Genomic DNA, 26,220 nt, shown 5'->3' on the forward strand with positions numbered 1-26,220 from the left:
TCACCATCCGCATGGCTTTTTTTGTTTCATTCTCTGCTTCGGCATCTGATGCCGTTATTTATGACAGGAGCGCGTCGATGGCTTTGGTCGAGATCGCCGATCTGAAAGTGGCTTTTGACGGCGTGCAGGTTTTGCACGGTATCAATCTGAAAATCGAAAAGGGCGAAGCCGTCGGGCTGGTCGGGGAATCCGGTTGCGGCAAATCCGTGACATGGCTGGCAGCACTCGGACTATTGCCGAAGAAAGCCACGATATCCGGTTCGGTGATGATCGACGATGCCAATCTGGTTGGTGCGCCACAGCGTAAACTGGAATCTGTGCGCGGATCACGCATTGCCATGATTTTTCAGGACCCGTCCTCTTCGCTCAATCCGGTAATCCGTGTCGGCAAGCAAATCGAAGAAGCGGTGAAACTGCATCGTGGCATTTCCGGTGCGGCTGCGCGCAAAGAAGCGCTGCGCCTGCTGGAACTGGTCGGTATTCCCGATGCTGCCCGCCGTCTTGATAATTTTCCGCATGAGTTTTCCGGCGGGCAGAACCAGCGTCTGATGATCGCCATGGCGCTTGCCGGTGAGCCGGATTTGCTGATTGCCGATGAGCCAACCACGGCGCTGGACGCCACTATTCAGGCGCAGGTGCTCGACCTGCTTGCCCGTATCCGTCAGGAAACCGGCATGGCAATTGTATTTATCAGCCATGATCTGGGTGCCGTGTCGCAAATCTGCGAACGTGTCTGCGTGATGTATGCCGGACGCATGATCGAGAAAAGCTCGACAGAAGCTCTGTTCGCGCAACCGCGTCATCCCTATACACGCGGGCTTTTTGATGCAATCCCGCGCATCGATGGTGGCCGCGAGCGTCTTATCCCAATTGAAGGCACGGTGCCGGAACCGGGAAAACTGCCGAAAGGCTGTGCCTTCTCTCCGCGCTGCAACCGTGCGGAAAACCGTTGCAAAAGCGATCTGCCACCTTTGACCGGCAATCAGGATGATCGTTATGTCGCCTGTTTCCGTCCTGTCGAAATACGCGACACTGTTATTCCTGCGGCACCGGTTGTGCCTGCTGTGTTTACAACTCCGGCTCCGGCAACACAGCAGCAGGTGCTGTCATGAACAAGCCGCTGCTCGAAGCTAAAAATCTAAGCAAAATCTATACGTCAAAACGCGGGTTGTTTGCCAAGCCCACAGAAGTCAAAGCCGTTGATGCGGTGAGCCTGTCCATACAAAAAGGCAAAACGCTGGGTATTGTCGGCGAAAGCGGTTCCGGCAAATCCACCACCGGTCGCTTGTTACTCGGGCTGGAGCGCCCGAGTACCGGTGATGTGCGTTTTGACGATGAGGTTCTGCCGCCTGCTCGTACCAATGAATGGCGGGCTTTGCGCAAACGCATGCAACTGGTTTATCAGGATCCGCTAGCCGCTCTCGACCGCCGCCTGACCATCGCCACACAGATTGAAGAACCGCTGCTGATCCATGGCATCGGTGATAAAGAAAGCCGTACGGCACGGGTTAAAGAGCTGATGCAATCGGTCGGCCTGATGCCGCATCATGCAGCGCGTTTTCCTCATGAGCTTTCCGGCGGACAGCGCCAGCGTGTGGTGATTGCCCGTGCCATTGCCTGCAATCCTGAACTGCTGGTTTGCGACGAGGCGGTCTCTGCATTGGATGTTTCCATTCAGGCACAGGTAGTCAATCTGCTACGCGACCTGCAGGAGAAAAACGGCATTGCCATGGTGTTTATTAGCCATGATCTGAAAGTGGTACGCAATATCAGTGACCGCGTGGCCGTGATGTATCTGGGGCGGATTGTTGAGGAAGCACCGTCCGATGTGATTTTTCAGGCACCCCAGCATCCTTATACGCAGGCACTGGTTTCCAGTATTCCGGTGCCCGGCACGCTCCTGAGCAATCGCATTATCCTGCAGGGCGAGCCGCCAAATCCGGCTGCCAGACCAAGCGGCTGTGCCTTTCACCCACGTTGCCGTTTCGCCTCGGAGCGCTGTCGCACCGATGTGCCGGAAACCTTGCACACCGGCAAAGAGCATAGTGTTGCCTGTCATCTCTATGACAAGGGGCAAACAAGCCATCTCTATGACGGCGTATCGCAACCCGTAGCATTAGCCGGATAACAGGACAGACTGATGATTTCCTTTTTCCTCACCCGTCTGTTGCGGGCTTTTATTACCGTCATGCTGGTTGTGACCTTTGCCTTTATCGTGCTGCGCATGTCCGGCGATCCGGCACAGATCATTCTCGGCCCCGATGCACCGCCGCAGGCGATTGAAGCCTTCCGCAAGGCATGGGGGCTGGATCAGCCGATCCTCGTGCAATATTTCAGCTATTTCGGGGCGATTTTTCAGGGTGATCTCGGTGTCTCTATGCGCGACGGCCAGAAAGCGATTGATCTGGTTGCCGAGCGTATTCCGGCCACGCTGATGCTGACTATTCCGACCTTGCTGCTTAATCTGGCAATCGGTATTCCTGCCGGTGTTTATGCGGCACTCCATCGCGACAGTATTATCGACCGGCTGGTGATGATGACCGCCATTATCGGCTTTACCTTGCCGAATTTTGTGCTCGGTCTGGTGCTGGTGCTGATCTTCTCCGTGACACTGAAATGGCTGCCATCGGGCGGTAGTGATACATGGATGCATGCCATTCTGCCGGTGCTCACCATGAGCATTGCCGGTGCAGCTATTCTCGCCCGCTTTGCCCGCAGTGCGATGATCGAAATTCTCGGCCAACCCTATATCCGCACCGCTAGTGCCAAGGGTGTGCGCTGGGGCGATGTGATCCGTAATCATGCATTGCCCAATGCAGCTATCCCGATTGTGACATTGGTCGGCTTCATGGTCGGCTCACTGGTGGCTGGCGCGGTGGTGATTGAATCCCTGTTCTCATGGCCGGGTGTCGGGCGCCTGTTGGTAGTTGCCGTCTCCAACCGCGATCTGGCAGTGGTGCAATGTATCCTGCTGCTCATTGCCTCCACCATGGTGCTGTCCAATCTTGTTGTTGACCTGCTCTATGGTTTTCTTGATCCGCGCCTGCGCGATAATCAGGCCAAAGCGTAAAGGAACCGGCTGATGTCTGAACTCTCAATCAGTGACAGTGCCGTTGTGCCGGCGGTGAATGCTCAAAAGCGGAAAAAGAAACGCATACCATTACTGGTGATGCTATCACTTGTCTGGTTTGCCGCGATGATCATCATCGCTATCGCAGCCGACTGGATCCGCCCCTATAGTATTACCGCCATGGATCTTAAAAGCCGCCTTGTGATGCCAGGTCATCCGCAACACTGGCTCGGTACAGATGAGGTCGGGCGCGATGTATTATCCCGTCTGATTGAATCGATCCGTGTCTCTCTGCTGATTGCTTTTGGTGCAACCATCATCTCCACCCTGCTCGGTACCACCGTCGGTTTTCTTGCTGCCAATTTCCGCAAGACCGTAGAACAAGTCGTGCTGACACTGGCAGATTTTCAGGCGGCACTGCCATTCCTGATCCTTGCCCTGTCCGTGCTGGCCTTCTTCGGTAATTCCATGATGCTGCTGGTTTGCCTGATGGGGCTTTACGGCTGGGAACGCTATGCACGTATCGCCCGTGGCCTGGCGATTTCCGCCAGTTCGCAGGGCTATGCCGCAGCAGTGACGCAGCTTGGAGCCAAGCAATCATGGGTCTATCTGCGCCATATTCTGCCGAATATCGCCTCGACGCTGATCGTCTCCATGACACTTACTTTCCCTGAAATCATTCTGCTGGAAAGCAGCCTGTCCTTCTTGGGTCTCGGCGTGCAACCACCGAAGTCCAGCCTCGGCAATATGGTCGGTTACGGGCGTGAATATCTGACCACCGCGCCATGGATCATGCTGGCACCGGCCTTTGTGATCATGTTCACCACGCTGTCGATTTCCATCCTTGGTGACTGGCTGCGCGACAAACTTGATCCGACCATTCGTTAAAAGGAATATCTGTAATGACACGTATTATCGGCCATCGCGGCGCGCGCAATCTCTGGCCTGAAAACTCCCTCTCCGGTTTTCGCAAAACCGCTGATCTCAATATTGCCGGCGTGGAATTTGATCTGCATCTGACCAATGCCGGTGAAGTGGTCGTGCTGCATGATCCGACACTGGAACGCACCACCAACGGTATCGGTGATGTCGCAGAGCTTTCCAAATATGCGCGTGTGAATACTTATTTGCGTGAAAGCATGGACGAACATATTCCGCTGTTTGAAGAGGTTTTGGAAATCTTCAAACCGACCGGCATGGAACTGCATGTGGAACTAAAAAACCGCGCCAATGGTGATCTCTATGACGGCCTCACCGATGCCGTTGTGCAAATCATCCGCGCACAGGGTATGGAAGACCAGTGTATTCTCACCGGCTTTACCCGTCAGGTATTAGAGCAAGTGAAAGATATTGCACCGGAAATGCGTCGCCTCGCCTCACTCAATACTTTCAGTGCCACTATTCTCGGCGGCTTGCAGGAAGCACTCGACTATTTCGACACCCATGCCGATATTCTCGCAGTAGAAAAAGCCTTACTCTCCCATAGCTGGGGCGAAATTATCGATCGAATTGCACCGGAACGTCTGGGCGTTTGGGTGCCGAATACCGAACCGGAACTGGCCTACTGGAAAAACACCCCGATCCGTCAGATCACCACAGACCGGCCTGATCTCGCCTGACCGCAGAGTAATTTCCCGTTTATTTACCGGATAAACGGGAAATTATATACAATATTGTCGACAATTTATAAATTTCAGTGATAATCCCGTTAAGCCCTATTGCAGAATTGCCGAAAACCGGCCTGACTGTTGCAGAGGAAAACGGAAACGGGAGATATTATGACTGACCGCACTTATTACGCGCCAACCGGCGGCGCACCCAAGCAGACACAATTGCTGAGCGACCGTGCCGTATTCACCGAAGCCTATGCGGTTATCCCTAAAGGTGTGATGATGGATATTGTCACGTCCTGTCTGCCATTCTGGGATAAGACACGGGTCTGGATTTTGTCGCGCCCGTTATCCGGCTTTGCCGAGAGCTTTGCGCAATATATCGTCGAACTGGAACCACAGGGCGGCAGCGACAAGCCTGAACCTGATCCGGATGCCGAAGCCGGTATTTTTGTGGTCGAAGGCAATATCGTCATTACGCTTGACGGCAAAGACCATGCCATGCGCGCAGGAAGTTATGCGTTTCTGCCACCGAAAAGCCTCTGGACTGTGCGCAATAAAAGCGATGCCACTGCCCGTTTCCACTGGATTCGCAAGAGTTTTGAATATGTGAATGGTCTGGATGTACCGGAAGCCTTCTTCAAGCATGAATCCGAAGTCGAGCCAGTTGCCATGCCGGACACTGACGGCAAATGGGCAACCACCCGCTTTGTTGACCCAAGCGATCTGCGCCACGATATGCATGTCAATATCGTCACTTTTGAACCGGGTGCCATCATTCCTTTTGCCGAGACCCATGTAATGGAACATGGCCTTTATGTGCTTGAAGGTAAAGCGGTTTATCGTCTCAATCAGGACTGGGTCGAGGTCGAGGCCGGTGACTATATGTGGCTGCGCGCTTTCTGTCCGCAAGCCTGCTATGCCGGTGGTCCGGGCAAGTTCCGCTACCTGCTCTACAAAGACGTCAACCGTCATGTAAAACTCAAAATCTGACCAGCTAAACAATCATTTTTCACACGACAGCCGCCGGTTTTACACAGACCGTGCGGCTGTATTTTTTGACAGGGCCGGATTTAATTGGCAAAAGCACCACTCTTCAGTCCTTGCTAAAGAACCAGAGCGGTTTACATTCATATTGAATGTAGTGCTCTCAGCAATGAGCTGAATATAAGTAAAAACGATTTATTAAGTCATATTTACCGCAAAACGACATCGTCACCTCAACGGAGGTGTGACCGGAGCGTATCATACAAATGACGACAATTATTGCCTTTATTAACACGATCCTCTGGGACTATGTCCTGATTTACGGATTGCTTGCTGTCGGGATTTACTTCTCGGTCAGACTTAAATTCATTCAGCTTCTGCATTTTCCTGAGTTCTTCCGCTCGGTTCTGCGTGCGCCGAAGCGTGATGACAGCGGGATTACCCCATTTCAGGCACTCTGTACCAGCCTTGCCTCCCGTGTCGGTACCGGCAATATCGCCGGTGTGGCGGTTGCGCTTTATCTCGGTGGTGCCGGCGCAATTTTCTGGATGTGGATTGTCGCTTTCGTCGGTATGGCAACAGCCTATTCTGAAAGCACTCTGGCACAGCTTTATAAAATCCGTGATGCGAATGGCCAGTTCCGTGGCGGCCCGGCCTATTATATTTCCAAAGGCCTGAAAGCCCCATGGATCGCTGTCATCTTTTCGGCCTGCCTGATCCTCGCCTTTGGCCTGGTGTTTAATGCTGTGCAAGCTAATGCCATTGCCGATGCCATGAACGGCTCCTTCGGCTTCTCCAAAATAGCGGTCGGCATTGTGATTGCGGCACTTGCCGGTATCGTCATCTTCGGCGGTATCCGCCAGATCGCCCGTGTGGCCGAACTGGTTGTGCCGTTTATGGCAGCCATTTATCTCGGCGTAGCGCTCTATGTGCTGATTGCCAATATTACCGAAGTTCCGGCTTTGCTTGCGCTGATTGTCAAAAGCGCCTTTGGTGTGGAAGCCGCGGCGGGCGGTATCGCCGGTGCGCTGATGAATGGTGTGAAACGCGGACTGTTCTCAAATGAAGCCGGTATGGGCTCTGCGCCGAATATCGCGGCCTCTGCTACGCCTAATCCGCACCATCCGTCCGCACAGGGTTTTGTGCAGGCGCTCGGTGTATTCATTGATACAATTCTGATCTGTACTGCAACAGCGATCATGATCCTGCTGTCGCACAAACTGGCACCCAATTCCGGTCTCACCGGCACGCTTCTGACACAGGAAGCCATGACTGTGCATATCGGCTGGTTCGGCAGCTATTTCATCAGTATTGCGATCTTCTTCTTCGCCTTCACCTCGATTATCGGCAATTACGCTTATGCGGAAAATGCCATGATTTATCTCGGAGCCGGTAAACGTTTGTGGATCTCACTACTGCGCTGCGGCACATTGCTGATGGTCGTCTGGGGTGCCTATGAAAGCATTCTCACCGTGTTCAACGCAGCCGATGCGGCTATGGGTCTGATGGCAACCATCAACCTGATTGCTATTGCACTGCTCTCTGGCACAGTTGTGAAAGTGACCAAGGATTATTTCGACCAGCAAAAATCCGGCACACCGCATTTCACGCTCAAGGACTATCCTGAGCTGAAAGGCAAAGTCGACGGCGAAATCTGGAAGTAACCACCAATCATAAAATAGGCCGCTTCAAACTGAAGCGGCCTGTTTTATTTAGCTGGCCTTTATTTTTACGCATTATCCAACGCAAAACCGCTTCACACTTTTGCTGGAAATGCTCTAGGCAGCCTGTTCTTTTTCAGCACGCTTCTTGGCGAAAAGCCCTAATCGTTGCTGCAATTTCTCCGCACCGGATGCGAAATGTGCCGCATGTTTGAAAGCATGTACCTGTGCTTCAAAATGGCAGGCAACCTGCTGACCGGTACCTAAATTCTTCAATTCAGGCACCTGCTGCTTGCACAAATCCTGTGCCAGCGGACAACGGGTGTGAAAACGGCAACCGGAAGGCGGATTGAGCGGGCTTGGCACATCACCACCCAGCACTTTCCATGAGCCGCGTGAGGCCGGATCAGGCTGCGGCGCGGCAGACAGCAAAGCCTGCGTATAAGGATGACGCGGATTATTATAAAGCTGATGCTTATCGGCAATCTCCACCACCTGCCCCAGATACATCACTGCCACACGGTCAGCCATATGTTTGACCACCGGCAGCCCGTGCGAGATAAACAGGTAGGACAGCCCCATTTCTTTCTGCAAATCTTTGAGCAGATTGACCACCTGCGCCTGAATGGACACATCGAGCGCCGAGACCGGCTCATCACAGACGATCAGTTTCGGCGACAGTGAAAGCGCTCGGGCAATACCGATACGCTGACGCTGCCCGCCGGAAAATTCATGCGGGTAGCGTGCAGCATGATACGGTGCCAGATCGACACGGCGCAGCAGTTCAATCACCCGCTCACGGCGCGAAGCATCCGTCCCGACCCCGTGTACCAGCATCGGCTCGGCAATCAGTTCACCCACAGTCATACGTGGATTGAGGCTGGCATAAGGGTCCTGAAACACCACCTGCATTTTGCGACGCAGATCACGCAGTTTGGTGCCGCTGGCATTGGTGACATCTTCGCCCTCGAACAGAACCCGACCGGCGGTCGGCTCCAGTAATCGCAGCGCCAGACGGGCAGTGGTGGATTTTCCGCAACCGCTTTCGCCCACAATTGCCAGTGTCTCACCCGGCATCAGCTTGAAAGAAACTTCGTCCACAGCACGGACTGTGCCGACCACTTTTTGCCGGATCAGACCTTTTTTGACAGGGAAATGTTTGGAAATGCCTTGCAGCTCCAGAAGGGGTTGTGTCATACGAAATCCTCCACCGGTGCTTTATGGCAGGCAACAAGATGATTGCTTTGGAGTTCATGCAGAGCAGGCAGGCTCACGGTGCATTCCTCATCGGAAAACGGACAGCGCGGATTGAACCGGCAACCGGATGGCAGGCGAAACGGTGGCGGCACAACACCGCTGATTGCCACCAGCCGGTCAACATCCTCATCCATACGCGGCATCGAGCCCATCAGACCAATGGTATAGGGATGCTGCGGGTCCTTAAAAATCGCATTAACAGAAGCGCGTTCCGCCACTTTACCGGCATACATCACCGCCACATCATCGGCGACTTGCGCCACCACACCCAGATCATGGGTAATGAGGATGATGGCCATGTTGGTTTCCTGCTGCAACTCACGCAGCAGATTGAGAATCTGCGCCTGAATGGTCACATCAAGTGCCGTTGTCGGCTCATCAGCGATCAGCAATACAGGTTTACAAACCAGTGCCATTGCAATCATCACACGCTGGCGCATACCACCGGACAGCTGATGCGGATACTCATCAAAACGGCGTTCCGGTGCAGGAATACGTACTTTGCGCAGCGCTTCAATCGCTTCCTCACGCATTTCCTTGTAAGATTTTTTATGATGCGCCTGTAGGGCCTCAACCAGCTGATAGCCGATTGTATGCACCGGATTGAGCGAAGTCATCGGCTCCTGAAAGATCATCGCAATGCGGTTGCCGCGCAGCTTGCGCATCTCATCGGGCGACAGTTTCAGGAGATCCTGCCCTTCGAAAATCACCTCACCGCCGGCATTCTTGCCCGGTGGCGGCACCAGTCCCATGACAGACAGCGACAGCATGGATTTACCGCAACCGCTCTCCCCCACAATACCCAGTGTCTTGCCGCGCTCAACCTTCAGAGAAATACCATCCACCGCACGGATAACACCGTTCGGGGTTTTAAATTCCGTGACGAGATTGCGGATTTCGAGAACCGGTTCTGTCATATAGTCTTCTCCAAGCCGGTCATATTTTCATATGACCGGAATATTGCTTTGGCTTGCTTACGCAAGGCCAGATTTTGGGTTGGCTTGCTCACGCAAGGCCGGAAAATGAATGCGGAGCGTAAGCAGTCACAGGGCGTTTCGCCCAGTCTTCCTGCGATGCCCGTTGAACTGTACGTTGCTGTGCGGCATGGAGATCTTCGGCGGCCTGTTCAAAATCAATCGTCAGGCATTGGCCTTTTTCGACCACCTTCTCGCCGCCGACATAGACCGTATCCACAGCGCGCTCGGCTGCGGCATAGATCATGCTGCGGATCGGGTCATAGCCCGGGCGCATCATCGGATGCGCGAGATTGACCAATACAAGATCGGCGTTACAGCCGGTTTCCAGACGCCCGATATCATCACGTCCGAGCAGATCAGCACCACCCACAGTCGCTGCGGTGAAAATCTCGCCGGAAGTAACGGTACGCGGGTTTTCAGCCATCATCCGCGCCACGTAGCCGACATGGCGCATCTCTTCGAGCATATTATGCGGATAGGTATCGGTGCCGATGCCAAGGCGCACACCGGCGCGCAGGTAACGGCCGAAATCTCGCATGGCTATACCACGGCGCATAAACACAGTCGGGCAATGGGCAACCGCTGTGCGGGTTTCCACCAGCAGATCAAGATCGCGGCGCGTATGCCAGCTGTTGCGCGGATAATCGTCGAGGAAAATCCCGTGGCTGACAATGCTGGTCTCGCCCAAAACATCAAGCTGCTCCAGCCATTGCACCGGCGAAACACCGTGACGACGGGTGATTTCATGAAACTCTACGGTCGATTGTGCGGCATGAATTTGCCACGGAATTTTGCGGCGCTGCGCTTCTGCATAGCTCTCTTTGATCAGGCCTTCGCTGCAAGTGTCAATCTGTGCCGGACACAGCATCGAGAACAGACGACCGGACGGGTGCGCCTCTGCGGCATCCACCATTTCCAGTGCCTGTGCCATGGCTTTTTCGCCAACGGCCTCATCCCATTCATATTCAACCACATGGCCGTTTTTGGTGTACCAGCGCGCCGTGCGGAACATAGGCGTGATACAGACGCGCAGACCGCTCTGCCCTGCCAGATCAATCCATGACGGATGTGCAACGGAGAGATCAGCCAGTGTTGTAACGCCGGATTTCAGCAGTTCCGCATAGGCAACTTTCCATGCAGCCTCTGCGCCTTCTGCATCCGGACGGATAATCGGCATGAATTCGTAAAGCGCGGAATTATACAGACCCGGAGAACCGAGTTCATCGAGAATGCTCTTGTTCAACGGTTCGCTTGCAGGATGGGAATGGATATTGACCAGACCCGGCATGACCATAAAGCCACGACCGTCCTGTTCTGTATCGGCTGCACCGGCATAGCCCGTACCGACATAGGTCAGTTTGCCGTTTTCAAAAGCGATATCGGCATTTTTTACATAGATATGGCTTTGGCTGTCCTTATCCCATGCAACGACAATATCCGCGTTTCTGATAACTGTTACACTCACCGCATCACTCCCCTGCGCCTGAATTCCCGATTTAAGATTGCGGCACTGCCTCCTCGCAATGCCGCAATCTTTGTTTTTAGCGTTTCAGAGAAATATCCAGACCTTTATAGATACCGGCACCATAGATACCGTGTGCCTTGGCACCTTCCACACGATCACCGGAAATCAGCCACATTGGCTCGGACGACAATGTGACCCAGACATTGGCCTCGGTCAGGTTACGCTGCAGAGTTGCCAGCGCCTCGTGACGCTCTTCCTTGCTGGTGGTGGTTGCCGCTTTACGGATCAGCTCATCCGTTGCCGGATCTTTCCAGTTCATGCGGTTTGGTGTCGGTGCCTGACGGCTTGGGAAATACAGACCAATCGCTTCAAGGGCAGTCAGCGCCGGATAGTTCATATAGAACGCATCAAATTCCTGCGTTGCCATCTTGCCCCAGCCGACAGTCGCATCCCAGAGCTGGATTTTCATGTCGATACCGACTTTGCGCAGATCAGCCTGCATGGCCTCACTCACAGTCGGATTGGTCGCATTGCGCAAACCATAGACAAGGAAAGTGGCTTTCTGACCGTCTTTTTCACGGATACCGTCGCCGCCCATTTTCCAGCCGGCTTCTTCCAGCATTTTATTGGCGCCGTCCTGATCAAAGGCAGGCGTCAGCTTGGCGGATTCCGGATCAAAATCAATGATCGCCGGATTAACGAGCGAGCGCATTTCCTTACCATGACCGAAATACACAGCCTGTGTAATCGCGGCTTTGTTGGTCGCCATATTCACAGCTTTACGGATCACCGGATCAGACACCACAGGCTTATCGATCTTGAAGCCCATGAACATGTCATAGATATAGTTTTCCTGCTTGGAAACGCTGATACCCGGCATGCTTTCCATTGTAGTCAGCGCAATTGGCGGCATGTAATAGGTCATATCCGCCTGACGTGCTTGAATAGCTGCCATCAATGTGTTGGCCTCAGGAATAATACGCCAGACAATCTCGTCGATCTGCGGGCTTGGATTTTTATAGAAGGACGGCCCCCATGTATAATGCGGGTTCTTCTTCAGCTTCAGTTCCTGACGTGGTTGCCAGCTGACCCAGCAATAAGGGCCGGTGCCGTTGAAGCCCTGCACACCGAAATTTTCACCAAGCTTTTCAACAGTCGCTTTGTCCACAACGGATGAGAACGGCATGGTCAGCTGCGGCAGAAGATCGGAATAAGGCTCTTCCAGCTGATAGATAACGGTGTAATCATCCTGAGCGGTTACACTCTTCACCTTACCGCCACGGAAAGCGGTTGGTGAGCGTTTTTCAGGATTTTGCCAGCGCTCAATCGTATAAACCACATCCGCAGCCGTCATCGGACGACCATCGCAGAACTTGACGTCTTTGCGCAGGTTAAATGTATAGGTTGTGCCATCGTCAGACACGGTCCAGCTGTCAGCCAGACCCGGCTTGATGGTTTTCATATCGAAATCGAGCGATACCAGCGTATCACCCAGCATCGACATGACTTCGACCATCGCCGTTGCGGTCGAACGGATCGGATCGTAATTATCCGCATCGATCACACGCAGGATCGACAAAGGCGCTTTGGTCTGAGCATAAGCTGCGCCGGTCATCACAGCTGTCGCTGCCACACCCGCAGTCAAAACGGAAGTCAGATATTTTTTCATTTTAGTCCTCCTGAAGAGGCGTCCGCTGTTCTGTGCAGTGGTCCGCCGCCAAAATGATTTATTTACGCAGTTTCGGATCAAGCGCGTCACGTAAGGAGTCCCCCAACACGTTAAACGCCAGAACGATAATGAAGATCATCAGGCTTGGCAGAACCGAGACATGCGGAGCGAAGAACAGGAAGTTACGTCCTTCCGATGCCATAGCACCGAGTTCTGCTGTCGGCGGCTGTGCGCCAAGCCCGATAAATGAAAGCGCTGCGCCGAGCAGGATCACCTGTCCGAAACGAAGCGTTACAAACACGAAGATTGATGACAGGCAGTTCGGCAGCACATATTTGAAAATGATGCGGCTGTCGGACATGCCGAGCGAATGCGCACTTTCAATATAATCCTGCTGCAACACCACAATCGCACCGCCGCGCACCACGCGCGCCATCAGCGGCACCGTCGCAATCGACAGCGCGATGATAACGGCAGTGAGACCCGGGCCAAAGATCGCGGCAATGGCCAAGCCGAACAAAATAGCCGGAAAGGACAACAACACATCCATGAAGCGCATCAGTAAACCGCTCCAGCGGGTGTAATAAGCGGCAACGAAACCGATAATTCCGCCAACAACACAACCGAAGAACACCGACACAAAGCCCATGAACAGAGTGGTGCGGATGCCATAAAGCAGACGCGTAATCATATCGCGTCCCTGCCCGTCAGTACCGAGCAGATAGCCTGCCTCACCCACCGGCTTCAGCATCATTCCAAGATTACCGCCATAGGGATCTTCCGGTGCCAGCCACGGGGCAAACAACCCGCAAAACAGGGTCAGCACCACAAGGCTCAAAGCGATCACCGAACCGGTATCGGACAACAGCATGCGTAAAACGCTGACACGCTTGAAAGCAATTTCCTGTTCCGCCGGTACAGCAGCCTGATCAGGCGTTGTTTTTGCAACACTGGTCATCATGCACCTCTCACGCGCGGATCAAGCACCGCATAGAGAATATCAACACCGAGATTGACGAGAATAAAGCCCAACGACATCACGATAATCGTACCCTGCGCCATTGGCAGATCGCTGGACAAAATAGCGCCAACAGCCAGACGGCCAATGCCAGGCCACGAGAACACGGTCTCTACAACCACAGCACCACCAAGCAGAAAGCCGATCTGCAAACCGATCAGCGTTACCACTGGCACCAGCGCATTGCGCAAAGCGTGACGGGTCACAACCAGACGTTCTTTCAAACCTTTGGCACGCGCAGTGCGGATATGATCCGCGCCCAGCACATCCAGTACGGATGTGCGGGTCATACGCGCTACAGGACCAACAAACACACCACCCAGCGTAATTGCAGGCAAAATGATGCTGGTGAAACCTTCCCATGTCCATAACGGCCCGAGGCGACCGGTAAACGGCAGGATCGGATATTTAAAACCGAACAGCCAGACCAGCACTAATCCTAAGAAAAACACAGGGATCGACACACCGGCAACGGACACAGCCATGATTGAGCGATCCAGCAGTGAGCCACGGTAATAAGCACCGACAGTACCGAGCAGAATACCCAGCGGAATTGCCCAGATCAGGGAAGCAACCATCAGCTCCAGTGTCGGGCCGATTGTAGCACCCAGTTCCTGCGAAACCGGCACATTGTTGATGATGGAGACGCCGAGATCGCCCTGCATCAGACGTCCGACATAATAGAAAAACTGCTTCCACAACGGCTGGTCAAGGCCGAGATCACGCCGGATGGCTTCAACCAGTTCCTGTGTTGCGGTTGGTCCTGCGCGCACCTGCGCTGGGTCAGTCGGCACCACCTGCATCAGCAAAAAGCCGAGCAGCAGCACACCGAACATGACCGGCAATGCAAGAAGCAGACGTTGTAACGTGTGCCGAAGCATGAAATTGCCTTTCTCTGCCAGCCTGAGACGCTTTCAGCAGCTCAGGCCAGATCAGTTATACCTGCCGCTCGAAAACGACTTTACCGTCAAGCACAGTCATATCGCAGACCACATCGGTGCGGATTTCTTCCTCATCACAAGTGAAGATATCTTTCGACAACACGGCAATATCCGCAGCCATACCGGCTACCAGTCGTCCGGTTTCCTGTTCCGCAAACTGCGTATAGGCACCGAAATGCGTGTAAGCGTGGATCGCTTCTTCCCGTGTCAGACGCTGATCACCCCCGATCACCGAGCCGATCTTGGTCTTACGGGTGATGAGCGTATAGATATTCTGGAACGGGTTGGTGGAGGTGACCGGCGCATCGGAAGACGCTGCCGGATGCAAACCGGCATCCATCCATTTACGCATCGGATAGGACTCATGGGCACGCTTTTCACCCAAATTAGCAACATACAAATCGCCGAATTCATAGATGAACATTGGCTGCGGTACCGGATCAATACCGGCTTTGGCCATACGCTCGATTTGGCCGTCGCTCAAAAAGCCGCAATGTTCAATGCGGTGACGGCGGTTTTTAATCGGCTGCTCTGCACTATCCGCATTTTCAATACCGGACAGCACCTGCTCAATCGCGGCATCACCAATCGCATGAATAGCTAATTGATAGCCCAGTTCATGATAATGTTTGAGGGATTTGTGCATCTCCTCATCCGAATAGCAGAAAATGCCGAAATTATTCGGATCGCCTGCCACATAAGGCTCGCTCATCGCAGCCGTCAGGCCACCGGCACTGCCATCCGAGAATACTTTCATCGCGCCATAGCGTAAGTTTCCGGTCTGACGTTTGGCACGGAAACCCTGTTCATAGGCCTGATCGCCAATACCGTCATGATTGCCATAGATACAAATCCATGTGCGGATTGGCAGATCTCCGCTTGCTGCCAGTTCCTCATAGGCATGCAGCTCTTCCATGCCATAGCCCATGCCCACAGCAGCATCCATCACGCTCGTGAAGCCCTGCGAGAGCATAAATTCCGCAGCACGGGTAATCGCGGCCTTCAGCTCTTCACGGCTCAACGGCGGAATTTTATCCGTGACCACGCGCATACCGGATTCTGCAAGCAGGCCGGATAATTTGCCATTGCGCTTTTCAATCAGGCCACCGGACGGGCTGGGCGTATCATGATGAATACCGGCGAGACGCATGGCTGCGCTATTGGCAATACCGACATGGCCACAGGTGCGGGTGATATAAACCGGATGATCCGGTGCAATAGCATCCAGTTCTTCGATGGTCGGATGACGCTGCTCTGTCAGTTCATAATGATCATAGCCGCCGCCGCAAACCCACTCGCCCGCAGGTTTCTGCGCCACAACATCAGTGATACGTTTGAAAATTTCTTCGAGACTGCGCACGCCAGATTCAGGTCGCAGATTAATCTCATTCATCGCAACCCCGAGCATCAGAAGATGCATATGGGCATCATTCAGTCCCGGAACGGCAACCCGCCCTTGCAGATCAATATGCCGTGTTGTGTCACCGGCCAGCGCCTTGATTTCTGCGGCTGTACCGGTGGCCAGAACCTTACCGTCAGCAATTGCAAGCGCCTCAACAAAGCCCTCATTCAGGCCGCAAAAAATCCGCCCGCCCGACAGGACGAGATCTGCATATTTCATATTCTGTCAATCTCCCAGCGCCCTGCCCCTTGCAAAGACAAGACATAATTCAGCGTTCCCTGCCGATAATTACTCTCGGAAAGGTTAGTGATAGAGCTGAGGAAAAGCCCCACTTACATGAGATCCGGCATACGAGATCCGGTGGCTTTCTATTCCCCTGTACTGTCCGTTAAGCGCCAGTCTAATTGACCGGCTGCTCCGTCAGCATTTCTTCTTATTTGTTACATCATGCTTGCAAAAAACTGGTACCAAAGCAAGAGCCCGCGACACAAATGTTGACAATTTTCCAGACGAAAATTGCATAGAGTCAGAGCATTTGTGCATAATACATATATGGGAAAGTGTGCCCGCCAGCACCGAAGAATCCGATTTTTGACGTCCTGCGCCAGTCTGTACTGTATATCTCAAAGGTGAGAATCATTCCAAAGTAATGACGTAAATTTTCCCACTCCGAAGAGGATTTACTCCCGAAACTGCACCGCCTCCGGCGCGATCAAGCCCCCTCAGCGACAATCAGCCCCACCCCTTCAGCCTCCTGTCCAAAGCCTGATGACAGGACTATTTATGCAGTAAAAACAATCGGCTCAGCCTCAGAAATTCTTTTATTTAAAGGTAGAGATTTTTATACAAAATTTTCAGAAATTACTGAAATTTCTGCATGACGGAATTTTCAAAAAACCATTAAATCATTGATTTACATTAAGATAATTACTGTTCTGAATATTAGAATTAAATATCTTTTGAATTAACAAAATCAACACTTGCACAGTGTTTTACCGCAGCCTTGCTCCTTCAACAAAAGTACAAAATCAGAGCTGGTTTTACTCCCCGCAGCACAGGGCTCTGTTTGATTTAAATCAATGACTATTTTCTGCCGTTTCATATAATGGATCCATATTGCTCGTATTGCGGCATTCCCGCAATGACCGGGCAAAACTTGTTGCGCGCGCGAGGGGAATCTTCATGAATTACGCTGCGGGAATTGTAATCTCGGGGGTGGGTGCTTTTCTGGCACTCTTAGCCGCGGGCTTTACACATGATCCATTATTCAGAAGCCATATGTGGGTTCTGTTCTTTACACTCGTTGTTTTCACAGTCCTGCTGCTGCGCAATGCAGATTACAGCCTGAAACCTGTGAAAGAAGACAACTCCGTTTATATGGATGGCCCGATCCGCTATGGTATCATTGCCACGGTATTCTGGGGTGTTGTCGGTTTCCTCGTCGGCGTTTTCATCGCTGCGCAGCTCGCTTTCCCTGATTTGAACCTCGGACCATGGCTAAATTTTGGCCGTGTCCGTCCGTTGCACACATCAGCTGTTATTTTTGCTTTCTGCGGTAACGCCCTGATCGCCACATCTTTCTATGTAGTTCAGCGCACATGCCGTGCGCGCCTTTTCGGCGGCGATCTGGCATGGTTCGTGTTCTGGGGCTACAACCTGTTCATCGTCATGGCCGGTACCGGCTATCTGCTGGGCATCACCCAGTCCCGTGAATATGCTGAGCCGGAATGGTATGTCGATATCTGGCTGACCATTGTCTGGGTTGCCTATCTGGTGATCTTCATGGGTACGCTGATGAAGCGTAAAGAACCGCACATTTATGTGGCCAACTGGTTCTACCTGTCCTTCATCATCACCGTTGCCATGCTGCACGTCATCAACAATCTGGCAATTCCGGTCTCCTTCCTCGGCGTGAAAAGCTATTCGGCTTTCTCCGGCGTGCAGGATGCGGTCACCCAGTGGTGGTACGGTCATAATGCCGTGGCTTTCTTCCTGACAGTGCCTTTCCTTGCGATGATGTACTACTTTGTACCAAAGCAGGTTGACCGTCCGGTTTATTCCTACCGTCTGTCGATCGTGCACTTCTGGTCGATTATCTTCCTGTATATCTGGGCTGGTCCTCACCACCTTCATTATACAGCTTTGCCTGACTGGGCGCAGACACTGGGTATGGTCTTCTCGATCGTGCTGTGGATGCCGTCATGGGGTGGTATGATCAACGGTCTGATGACGCTTTCCGGCGCATGGGACAAGATCCGTACTGATCCGGTCGTTCGTCTGATGGTTGCCGCGATTGCTTTCTACGGCATGGCAACATTCGAAGGCCCGCTGATGTCGATTAAGGCCGTTAACTCCCTGTCGCACTATACGGACTGGACCATTGGTCACGTTCATGCCGGTGCTCTGGGCTGGAATGGCATGATCACCTTTGCTGCCGTGTACTACCTTGTACCGCGTCTGTGGAACCGTGAACGTCTCTATTCCATCCGCATGGTCAACTGGCATTTCTGGCTCGCAACACTGGGTATCGTGCTTTACGCCGCTGCTATGTGGGTTGCCGGTATCCAGCAGGGTCTGATGTGGCGCGAATATGATGATCAGGGCTTCCTGGTTTACTCCTTCGCTGAAACTGTACTTGCCATGTTCCCTTACTATGTCATCCGTACACTTGGCGGCGTAATGTATCTGGCCGGTGGTCTGGTTATGGCCTGGAACGTCTACAAGACAATCAAAGGCGATCAGAGAAATGAAGCCCTTATTCCGGGCTCAACTCCGATCATTAAAACCGCCAATACCGGCCCGTATTTGAAACCGGCAGAATAAGGAGCAGGTGAGTTATGTCTATTCTCAAAAAACACTCGCTGATTGAAAAAAACGCTACTTTATTGCTGATCGGTTCACTTGTTGTGGTGACTGTCGGCGGTCTCGTGGAAATCGCTCCGCTGTTCTGGTTGCAAAACACCATTGAGAAGGTAGAGGGCATGCGCCCCTACTCTCCTCTGGAGCTGGCCGGTCGTAATATCTATGTGCGTGAAGGTTGCTATACCTGTCACTCCCAGATGATCCGTCCGTTCCGTGACGAGGTTGAGCGCTATGGTCATTACAGCCTTGCGGCTGAAAGCATGTATGACCATTCGTTCCAGTGGGGTTCCAAGCGTACCGGGCCTGATCTGGCTCGTGTCGGCGGCCGCTATTCCAATGAATGGCATGTGCAGCATCTGATTGAGCCACGCGCTGTCGTGCCTGAATCCGTGATGCCAAAATATGCCTTCCTGATGAATACACCGCTGAACGTGAACAGCATTGTTGATGATCTGAAGGCCAATGTGGCAGTCGGCGTGCCTTATACGCAGGAGATGCTGGATAATGCCATGGCGGATATCAAAGCGCAGGCTGATCCGGATGCGGATACCGCAGCTTTGCTCGCCCGCTACCCGAAAGCCAAAGTAGGCGATTTCGATGGCAATCCGAAGGTCATTAGCGAAATGGATGCGCTTGTTGCTTATCTGCAGATGCTGGGAACGTTGGTTGATTTCTCAACCTATGATCAGTCGCCTAAGTCACGTTAAGGAGGTTCAGCATGGATTATAATACCTTGCGCCACTTTGCCGACAGCTGGGGGCTGTTAGGCATGTTCCTTTTCTTCCTATTTGTTGTCTTCTACGCCTTCCGTCCAGGCAGCAAAGAAGTTGCCGATGCTGCGAAAGCCATTCCGTTCAAGGACGAAAACAATGAGTGAAAAGCAAATTGACGACGTAACAGGCGTTGAGACAACCGGCCACGAATGGGACGGCATCAAAGAACTCGACAACCCGATGCCACGTTGGTGGCTCTATGCTTACTACGCAACAATTGTCTGGGCGATTGCCTATACGATTGCTTATCCGGCATGGCCGCTGATCAACGGCGCAACGACCGGTGTGCTGGAATGGTCAAGCCGTGGTGATTTCTGGAAAGAAAACACACGAATTCAGGGTGAACGTCAGGAAACTCTGACTGCCATCAAGGAAAAATCGGTTCAGGAAATCATGGCTGACCCGCAGCTCAACCAGTTTGCAGTTGCCGGTGGTGCAGCCGCATTCCGTGTGAACTGCGTTCAGTGTCATGGTTCCGGTGCACAGGGTGCACCCGGTTATCCGAACCTGAATGATGATGACTGGCTGTGGGGCGGTTCGATTGACGAAATCCTGCAAACCATCCGTCACGGTGTCCGCGCCAAAGATGACGATGATACGCGCATCTCGGAAATGCCTGCTTACGGCGATATTCTGGAACCGCAGCAAATCCGCGAAGTTGCAGCCTATGTGACCAGCCTGACATCGACACCGCATGATGCCAAGCTCATCCCTGCCGGTCAGCAGATTTTTGCTGAAAACTGCGCAGCCTGCCACGGCGAAAATGCCAAGGGCAGCAAGGAGTTCGGCGCGCCGGATCTGACCGATGCGATTTGGCTCTATGGTTCGTCTGAAGCTGATATTGCCAAACAGGTCAGAAAACCTCAGCACGGTGTGATGCCGGCATGGGAAGTCCGTCTCGGCGATACCACTGTTAAGCAGCTGGCAATCTATGTTCACTCCCTCGGTGGTGGTGAGTAAGAAAAATCATTACCGGCCGGAGCCTGATGCACCGGCCGGCAATCAACCAAGCAGCCCGATTATTAAAATATCGGGCAGTTAATCAGAACGGTACTGCCAAAGTATAGTTTCCGCTCCGGCCGGTACCGCTCTGATTAATTATTAGCGCAGTTAATGATGAAGACGCCCCAAGCTTTCAAACTGCTCTAAAGCATTTCACAGTCAAGTTAGGCCAACTTGACATCCGTGATAATGCGACAACTAAAAAATTAGAGCGAACGCAGTGATCCAATCCGGACGTAAACCGCTCTAGCCCCCGGAGTATACCATGTCTGATACTGGTGAGTTTGAACGTATCGATGCACAGGCGGTTAATTCGTCTGGAAAACGCAGTCCTCTTTATGCTGCTCGCGTCAAGGTTTTCCCGAAGCGAGCGAGTGGTGATTTCCGCCGCTTCAAGTGGATTATCATGTTCATCACGCTGGGCATCTATTATCTCACGCCGTGGCTGCGCTGGGATCGTGGTCCCTATGCGCCGGATCAGGCCGTTCTGATTGATATCGCCCATCGCCGTTTCTACTTCTTCTTCATCGAAATCTGGCCGCAAGAATTCTATTACGTAGCCGGTATGCTGATTATGGCCGGTATCGGGCTGTTCCTCGTTACCAGTGTCGCGGGACGTGCATGGTGCGGCTATACCTGCCCGCAAACCGTCTGGGTTGATCTGTTTCTCGTTGTTGAACGCGCCGTCGAAGGCGACCGCAATGCCCGTATCAAACTCGACAACACTCCGATGAATGCCAACAAGCTGGCAAAACGGGTGACCAAGCATACGATCTGGCTCGCTATTGCCGTTATGACCGGTGGTGCGTGGATTTTCTACTTTGCTGACGCACCGACACTGGCAATGGAGTTTATCACCGGTCAGGCCGCGATGGTCGCCTATATCACTGTCGCTATTCTGACAGCCACGACCTATGTTTTCGGCGGTCTGATGCGCGAGCAGGTCTGTACCTATATGTGCCCGTGGCCACGCATTCAGGCCGCAATGCTTGATGAGAACTCGCTCACAGTAACCTATAATGACTGGCGCGGCGAACCACGGACACGCAACTCTAAAAAGGCCATTGCTGCCGGTGAGAGCGTTGGTGACTGCGTTGACTGCAATGCCTGTGTTGCCGTTTGTCCGATGGGGATTGATATCCGTGACGGGCAGCAGCTGGAATGCATTACCTGTGCGCTGTGTATTGATGCCTGTAACTCGGTTATGGACAAAATCGGCAAGCCACGCGGCCTGATTTCCTATTCCACATTGTCCGATTACGATGCCAATATGGCACTGGCCACCAATGACGGCACCGCTCCGATTGAGCCGACCCGCGTTTATGAAGCTAAAAACACCTTTAATGATAAGGTGCAGCAGCTGAAAATGTCCAAAGTGTTCCGTCCGCGCAGCCTGTTCTATTTCTCGATCTGGGCACTGATCGGTGTGGCACTGATTACAACGCTGCTGATGCGCGAGCGGATCGGCATTAACGTCTTGCAGGATCGTAATCCGCAATATGTGCTGCTGTCTGACGGTTCCATCCGTAATGGTTACACCGTTAAACTGCTCAACATGGTCAATGAACCACGCCAGTTTGAACTGATCGTCGACGGTCTGCCGCAGGCAGAGGTCAATGTGCCGGATCAGGCTGCTGACGGTTCGGGCAAGCATGTATTCAATGCCGAGCCGGATCGCCTGAAAACATTGAAAGTCTTTGTTGTGATGCCTAAAGATGCCATTGCAGCAGGCAGTACACCTTTCACTATGACGGTTCGTGACATTAACGGCACGGAATCGGCAACCTATAAAGCCACCTTCATTGCCCCTGAAAAGCGCTGAAGCATTTCCAAGCCAAAGCCGGAAACAGCTTTACTTGAAGGTAATGCGTAAAAATAAAGAGATAGAGCGGTTTCAACGTTTCAATATAAACTGAAGCCGCTCTGATTACGGAGACAAGCAGATGATCAAGCAAGATACATCGCCCCCTGCACAGGGTCGTGAATTTACCGGCTGGCATATGCTCGCTATTATGGTCGCCTTCTTTGGTGTCATCATCATTGTAAATCTTATCATGGCGACATCCGCGATCAGAAGCTGGTCCGGTCTTGTTGTGCAGAACTCCTATGTCGCCAGCCAGGAATTCAACGAGAAATCCATTATCGGTAAAGCGCATGCAGCGCTGAACTGGCAGGAACATCTGAATTATGAGAACGGTGTCGTCACCTATCATCTGACCGACATCAATGGTGAGCCGATCAAAGCGGTTGGTGCCACTGCCGTTTTCCGTCGTCCGGTGAATGAAAAAGAAGATCAGACCCTGAATATGCTGCCTGCCGGAGACAATATGCTCTCCGCAGAGGCGGAACTGAAAGACGGCAACTGGGTTGTTGAAGTCAACACCTATGCCAATCTTGAAGAACCCTATCGTCAGGTTCACCGTGTGAATATTACCAATGGTAAGTTTGTGGTCATTGATGATGACCACGTTGCGAAAGGAACAGCAAAATGAGTTGCTGCGGCTCCGGTATTCAATTTTCTGCTGCGGATTATCGTCCGGAGGAGTTGTTGCTGGCAAGCCGCATCCTCGGAGACGGTCAGCGTCAGCTTGATCTGGCCGTTCCTTCTGTTCATTGTGGGCTATGTATCCAGACCGTCGAAAGTGCGCTGAAAGCGCTGCCTGAGGTCAGCTATGCGCGTGTCAATTTGTCTTCCAAACGGGTTTCCATCCGCTGGCAGGACGGCATCGAACCACCACACGTGATTGATGCACTGCAGAAAGCCGGATATCCCGCTCATATTTTTGAACTCGGTGACGACAAAGATCCGCAGCTTTCCCGCCTGTTGATCGCGTTGGCGGTTGCCGGTTTTGCCTCCATGAATATCATGTTGTTTTCCGTATCGGTCTGGTCCGGTGCGGATGCAGCAACACGTGATATGTTCCACTGGCTGTCCGGGCTGATTGCACTGCCGACTTTGGTTTATTCCGGCCGTATTTTCTACATGTCCGCATGGAATGCGCTGAAACACGGTCGCAGTAATATGGATGTGCCGATTTCGCTGGCGATCACTTTGGCCTTTGGCATGAGTGTGTATGAAACGCTCAATTCCGGTCAGCACGCCTATTTCGATGCATCAGCGACCTTGCTATTCTTCCTGCTGATCGGCCGCACACTTGATCACGTGATGCGTGAACGCGCACGCTCTGCTGTTAAAGGTTTAAGCCAGCTGGCAGCACGCGGTGCTGTTGTGATCGGCGATGATAATCAGCATAATTTCATGCCGATTGCGGATATCCGCCCATCCATGCGCATTATTCTGGCCGTTGGTGAGCGTGTGCCGGTCGATGCTGTAGTTGAAAGCGGCCGCTCCGATCTCGACTGTTCCATTGCGACCGGTGAGAGTGTGCCGGTTCCGGTGACGCAAGGGTCGAAAATCCGTGCAGGCACCATGAACCTGACCGCGCCGCTGACGATAAAAGCCACCGCCTCTGCCGACAATTCTTTCCTTGCGGAAATGGTGCGCCTGATGGATGCCGCAGAAGGTGGTCGCGCCCGTTACCGTCAATTGGCAGACCGTGCTTCCGCGCTTTATGTACCGCTTGTGCATACCACTGCATTTCTGGCTTTTGTCGTCTGGTTCTACCTGACCGGTGACTGGTACAAGTCCACTTATGTCGCCATCACCACACTGATTATCACTTGCCCGTGCGCCTTGGCCTTGGCTGTGCCGATTGTGCAGGTTGTGGCCGCGCGTCGTCTGTTTGAAAACGGCATCATGGTCAAAGACGGCTCCGCTATGGAGCGCATGGCTGAAATTGACAGCGTGATGTTCGATAAGACCGGCACGCTAACCCTCGGTCAGCCACAGCTGATGGAACGCGGCGCTCTTGATCAAAATGCGCTTGAACTGGCCGCAGAACTGGCACTCTATTCCCGTCACCCGCTGTCGCGTGCATTGACCGCCTTCACCAATCCGGCAAAGAACATCCGCTTTGATCTGATTGAAGAAGTGAGCGGTGCCGGTATTGAAGCCCGTATGGGGCAGGATATTTATCGTCTTGGTCGTCGTGACTGGGCAGTTGCAGACAATGCACAAGACTCAGCGGGTACCGGCACAGAAACCGTTCTGACCCGCAATGGCAACCTGCTCGAGGCCTTCCGTTTTGAAGACAGCCCGCGTGATGATGCTGCCCGCTCTGTGCAGGCGCTGAAAGATGAAAAACTCAGCGTGGAAATTCTCTCCGGAGACAAAGAGCTGGCCGTCAAGACGCTGGCCCATCAGCTGGGTATTGAGAAATATCGCGCGGAAATTCTGCCTGCTCATAAATCGGAACTGGTGACCGAGCGTACCAATGAAGGCCACAAAGTGCTGATGGTTGGTGACGGGCTGAACGATGCACCGGCGCTGATGTCGGCTTATGTTTCCATGGCTCCGGCAACAGCCGCGGATATCGGTCGTAATGCTGCGGATTTCGTCTTCCTGCATGACAGTCTGACAGCCGTACCGCTTGCAGTGGCAATCTCCCGTGAGGCAGGCAAACTGATCCGTCAGAACTTTGCATTGTCACTGGTTTATAATATCATCGCCGTACCCATTGCGCTGTTCGGCTATGTTACACCGCTGATTGCAGCGCTTTCCATGTCGCTGTCTTCGATCCTCGTGGTCAGCAACGCCCTTCGCCTGAAAGCGGGCAAGAAGAAAGATCCAAAAGCGGTCTCTCCTCTCAGCCTGCTCAAGCGTCAAAAGGCCTGAGATTATGAATATCCTGATTTTCCTCATTCCCATCGCCCTGTTTCTGGGCGGTATGTGGCTCGCAGCATTTCTATGGTCACTGAAAAGCGGGCAATATGAGGATATGGATGGTGCCGCCAACCGGATTTTTCTGCCGGATGATGATGACAGACCGGCACAGGAAAAACCATAAATAAAAAGGCGATACCGCAAACGGTATCGCCTTTTTTTATTTTATCTGAATATGTCAGTTCAGGACTGGCAAGCTTTGAGACGTGCGGTGAATGCATCACCGGCATCCGACACCTCGCCGGAATTATCAATTGTCCAGAGCGGCAGATCACCGGCTTCCACCGGCTGCTGACGCTGTAAACGTGATGCAATTGATTCTGGCGTTTCGCGTCCGCGCGATGCAAGACGTTGTGCCAGCACTGCCGGACTTGCCGTAATATGGGCAATTGCCACACGGGGAAAACGCTCGGCCAATTGCGGTAAGACTTTACGTGACAGATTGGCAATCACCACGCCGCCATTTGCAAGCACACGTTCCACGGAAGCAGGCAGGCCATAATACAGACCATGCGCCTGCCAATGCATACAAAATTCTGACTGCTCAACCGCTTTCAGAAAATCGGCTTCTGACAATGTATCATGATCTTCCGTGTTGCCGTGAGCATCACGGGTTACCACGCGACGCACAAAGTGGTAATTGCCATCCTGCGGCAAATGCGTGCGTGCATAATCAATGATTGTGTCTTTGCCCGCACCGCTCGGCCCCACAACGGCAACAAAAATACCGGTCATTTCACTCA

The 26,220-nt window shown here is 52.9% G+C and carries 23 protein-coding genes; 15 read left to right on the top strand and 8 right to left on the bottom strand.

Features of this window, described 5'->3' with window-relative positions; all coding sequences use genetic code 11:
• The first annotated feature begins 77 nt into the window (after positions 1 to 77).
• The 7 genes from DFR47_RS05640 to DFR47_RS05670 all read left to right on the top strand — a co-directional run bounded on the left by DFR47_RS05640 (position 78) and on the right by DFR47_RS05670 (position 7,331).
• Positions 78 to 1,112, top strand: coding sequence for an ABC transporter ATP-binding protein (locus tag DFR47_RS05640; protein WP_113943934.1), 1,035 nt, complete (start codon positions 78 to 80; stop codon positions 1,110 to 1,112).
• Positions 1,109 to 2,128, top strand: coding sequence for an ABC transporter ATP-binding protein (locus DFR47_RS05645; RefSeq protein ID WP_113943432.1), 1,020 nt, complete (start codon positions 1,109 to 1,111; stop codon positions 2,126 to 2,128). The genes DFR47_RS05640 and DFR47_RS05645 overlap by 4 nt, the downstream gene beginning before the upstream one ends.
• A 12-nt stretch (positions 2,129 to 2,140) precedes the next feature.
• Positions 2,141 to 3,070 (top strand): ABC transporter permease, encoded by a 930-nt coding sequence (locus tag DFR47_RS05650; protein WP_113943433.1) that lies wholly within the window; start codon positions 2,141 to 2,143, stop codon positions 3,068 to 3,070.
• 12 nt (positions 3,071 to 3,082) lie between these two features.
• A complete protein-coding gene (locus DFR47_RS05655) occupies positions 3,083 to 3,958 on the top strand; it encodes an ABC transporter permease (protein ID WP_113943434.1) in 876 nt (291 codons plus the stop codon).
• 14 nt (positions 3,959 to 3,972) lie between these two features.
• Positions 3,973 to 4,689 carry a glycerophosphodiester phosphodiesterase family protein gene (locus DFR47_RS05660; protein WP_113943435.1) on the top strand — a complete coding sequence of 239 codons (717 nt, stop codon included), beginning with the start codon at positions 3,973 to 3,975 and terminating at the stop codon, positions 4,687 to 4,689.
• Positions 4,690 to 4,848: 159 nt separating this feature from the next.
• A complete protein-coding gene (locus DFR47_RS05665) occupies positions 4,849 to 5,673 on the top strand; it encodes a bifunctional allantoicase/(S)-ureidoglycine aminohydrolase (RefSeq protein WP_113943436.1) in 825 nt (274 codons plus the stop codon).
• A 260-nt stretch (positions 5,674 to 5,933) separates the two neighbouring features.
• Positions 5,934 to 7,331 carry an alanine/glycine:cation symporter family protein gene (locus DFR47_RS05670; RefSeq protein ID WP_113943437.1) on the top strand — a complete coding sequence of 466 codons (1,398 nt, stop codon included), beginning with the start codon at positions 5,934 to 5,936 and terminating at the stop codon, positions 7,329 to 7,331.
• A gap of 114 nt (positions 7,332 to 7,445) precedes the next feature.
• Here DFR47_RS05670 and DFR47_RS05675 read toward each other — a convergent pair whose 3' ends face one another.
• The 7 genes from DFR47_RS05675 to DFR47_RS05705 form a co-directional block, all read right to left on the bottom strand.
• Positions 7,446 to 8,525, bottom strand: coding sequence for an ABC transporter ATP-binding protein (locus DFR47_RS05675; protein WP_113943438.1), 1,080 nt, complete (start codon positions 8,523 to 8,525; stop codon positions 7,446 to 7,448).
• Positions 8,522 to 9,502 (bottom strand): ABC transporter ATP-binding protein, encoded by a 981-nt coding sequence (locus DFR47_RS05680; protein ID WP_113943439.1) that lies wholly within the window; start codon positions 9,500 to 9,502, stop codon positions 8,522 to 8,524. Before DFR47_RS05680 ends, DFR47_RS05675 begins: the two co-directional genes overlap by 4 nt.
• Positions 9,503 to 9,590: 88 nt before the next feature.
• On the bottom strand, positions 9,591 to 11,027 hold the full coding sequence (locus tag DFR47_RS05685) for an amidohydrolase family protein (RefSeq protein WP_113943440.1): 1,437 nt from the start codon (positions 11,025 to 11,027) through the stop codon (positions 9,591 to 9,593).
• 76 nt (positions 11,028 to 11,103) lie between these two features.
• The gene (locus tag DFR47_RS05690) at positions 11,104 to 12,696 is read right to left on the bottom strand and encodes an ABC transporter substrate-binding protein (protein WP_113943441.1); all 1,593 of its coding nucleotides are present in this window, start codon (positions 12,694 to 12,696) and stop codon (positions 11,104 to 11,106) included.
• Positions 12,697 to 12,754: 58 nt separating this feature from the next.
• Positions 12,755 to 13,657 carry an ABC transporter permease gene (locus DFR47_RS05695; RefSeq protein ID WP_210207266.1) on the bottom strand — a complete coding sequence of 301 codons (903 nt, stop codon included), beginning with the start codon at positions 13,655 to 13,657 and terminating at the stop codon, positions 12,755 to 12,757.
• Positions 13,654 to 14,595, bottom strand: coding sequence for an ABC transporter permease (locus tag DFR47_RS05700; protein WP_113943443.1), 942 nt, complete (start codon positions 14,593 to 14,595; stop codon positions 13,654 to 13,656). Before DFR47_RS05700 ends, DFR47_RS05695 begins: the two co-directional genes overlap by 4 nt.
• Before the next feature lie 55 nt (positions 14,596 to 14,650).
• Entirely contained in the window at positions 14,651 to 16,276 is a 1,626-nt protein-coding gene (locus DFR47_RS05705) for an amidohydrolase (protein WP_113943444.1), read from the bottom strand.
• A 963-nt stretch (positions 16,277 to 17,239) separates the two neighbouring features.
• Between DFR47_RS05705 and ccoN the strand changes: the two genes are divergently transcribed.
• The 8 genes from ccoN (at position 17,240) to ccoS (ending at position 25,601) form a co-directional block, all read left to right on the top strand.
• On the top strand, positions 17,240 to 18,880 hold the full coding sequence (gene ccoN, locus DFR47_RS05710) for a cytochrome-c oxidase, cbb3-type subunit I (RefSeq protein ID WP_113943445.1): 1,641 nt from the start codon (positions 17,240 to 17,242) through the stop codon (positions 18,878 to 18,880).
• 14 nt (positions 18,881 to 18,894) lie between these two features.
• Positions 18,895 to 19,626: a cytochrome-c oxidase, cbb3-type subunit II gene (ccoO, locus tag DFR47_RS05715; RefSeq protein ID WP_113943446.1), complete on the top strand. Its 732-nt coding sequence runs from the start codon at positions 18,895 to 18,897 to the stop codon at positions 19,624 to 19,626.
• Between the two features lie 11 nt (positions 19,627 to 19,637).
• Positions 19,638 to 19,796, top strand: coding sequence for a cbb3-type cytochrome c oxidase subunit 3 (locus DFR47_RS05720; RefSeq protein ID WP_113943447.1), 159 nt, complete (start codon positions 19,638 to 19,640; stop codon positions 19,794 to 19,796).
• Entirely contained in the window at positions 19,789 to 20,652 is an 864-nt protein-coding gene (gene ccoP, locus DFR47_RS05725) for a cytochrome-c oxidase, cbb3-type subunit III (protein WP_113943448.1), read from the top strand. The genes DFR47_RS05720 and ccoP overlap by 8 nt, the downstream gene beginning before the upstream one ends.
• Positions 20,653 to 20,959: 307 nt before the next feature.
• Positions 20,960 to 22,516 carry a cytochrome c oxidase accessory protein CcoG gene (gene ccoG / locus DFR47_RS05730; RefSeq protein ID WP_113943449.1) on the top strand — a complete coding sequence of 519 codons (1,557 nt, stop codon included), beginning with the start codon at positions 20,960 to 20,962 and terminating at the stop codon, positions 22,514 to 22,516.
• 121 nt (positions 22,517 to 22,637) lie between these two features.
• Complete coding sequence (locus DFR47_RS05735) at positions 22,638 to 23,186, top strand: FixH family protein (protein ID WP_113943450.1); 549 nt, start codon at positions 22,638 to 22,640, stop codon at positions 23,184 to 23,186.
• Positions 23,183 to 25,429 (top strand): cation-translocating P-type ATPase, encoded by a 2,247-nt coding sequence (locus DFR47_RS05740; protein ID WP_113943451.1) that lies wholly within the window; start codon positions 23,183 to 23,185, stop codon positions 25,427 to 25,429. Before DFR47_RS05735 ends, DFR47_RS05740 begins: the two co-directional genes overlap by 4 nt.
• Positions 25,430 to 25,433: 4 nt before the next feature.
• Positions 25,434 to 25,601: a cbb3-type cytochrome oxidase assembly protein CcoS gene (gene ccoS / locus DFR47_RS05745; RefSeq protein WP_113943452.1), complete on the top strand. Its 168-nt coding sequence runs from the start codon at positions 25,434 to 25,436 to the stop codon at positions 25,599 to 25,601.
• 59 nt (positions 25,602 to 25,660) lie between these two features.
• Here the strand turns inward: ccoS and phnN are convergent, their stop codons facing one another.
• On the bottom strand, positions 25,661 to 26,212 hold the full coding sequence (gene phnN, locus DFR47_RS05750) for a phosphonate metabolism protein/1,5-bisphosphokinase (PRPP-forming) PhnN (RefSeq protein WP_245416463.1): 552 nt from the start codon (positions 26,210 to 26,212) through the stop codon (positions 25,661 to 25,663).
• Positions 26,213 to 26,220 lie beyond the last annotated feature (8 nt).

Source organism: Pseudochrobactrum asaccharolyticum (assembly GCF_003314995.1).
In the GTDB taxonomy this organism is placed as follows: Bacteria; Pseudomonadota; Alphaproteobacteria; order Rhizobiales; family Rhizobiaceae; genus Pseudochrobactrum; species Pseudochrobactrum asaccharolyticum.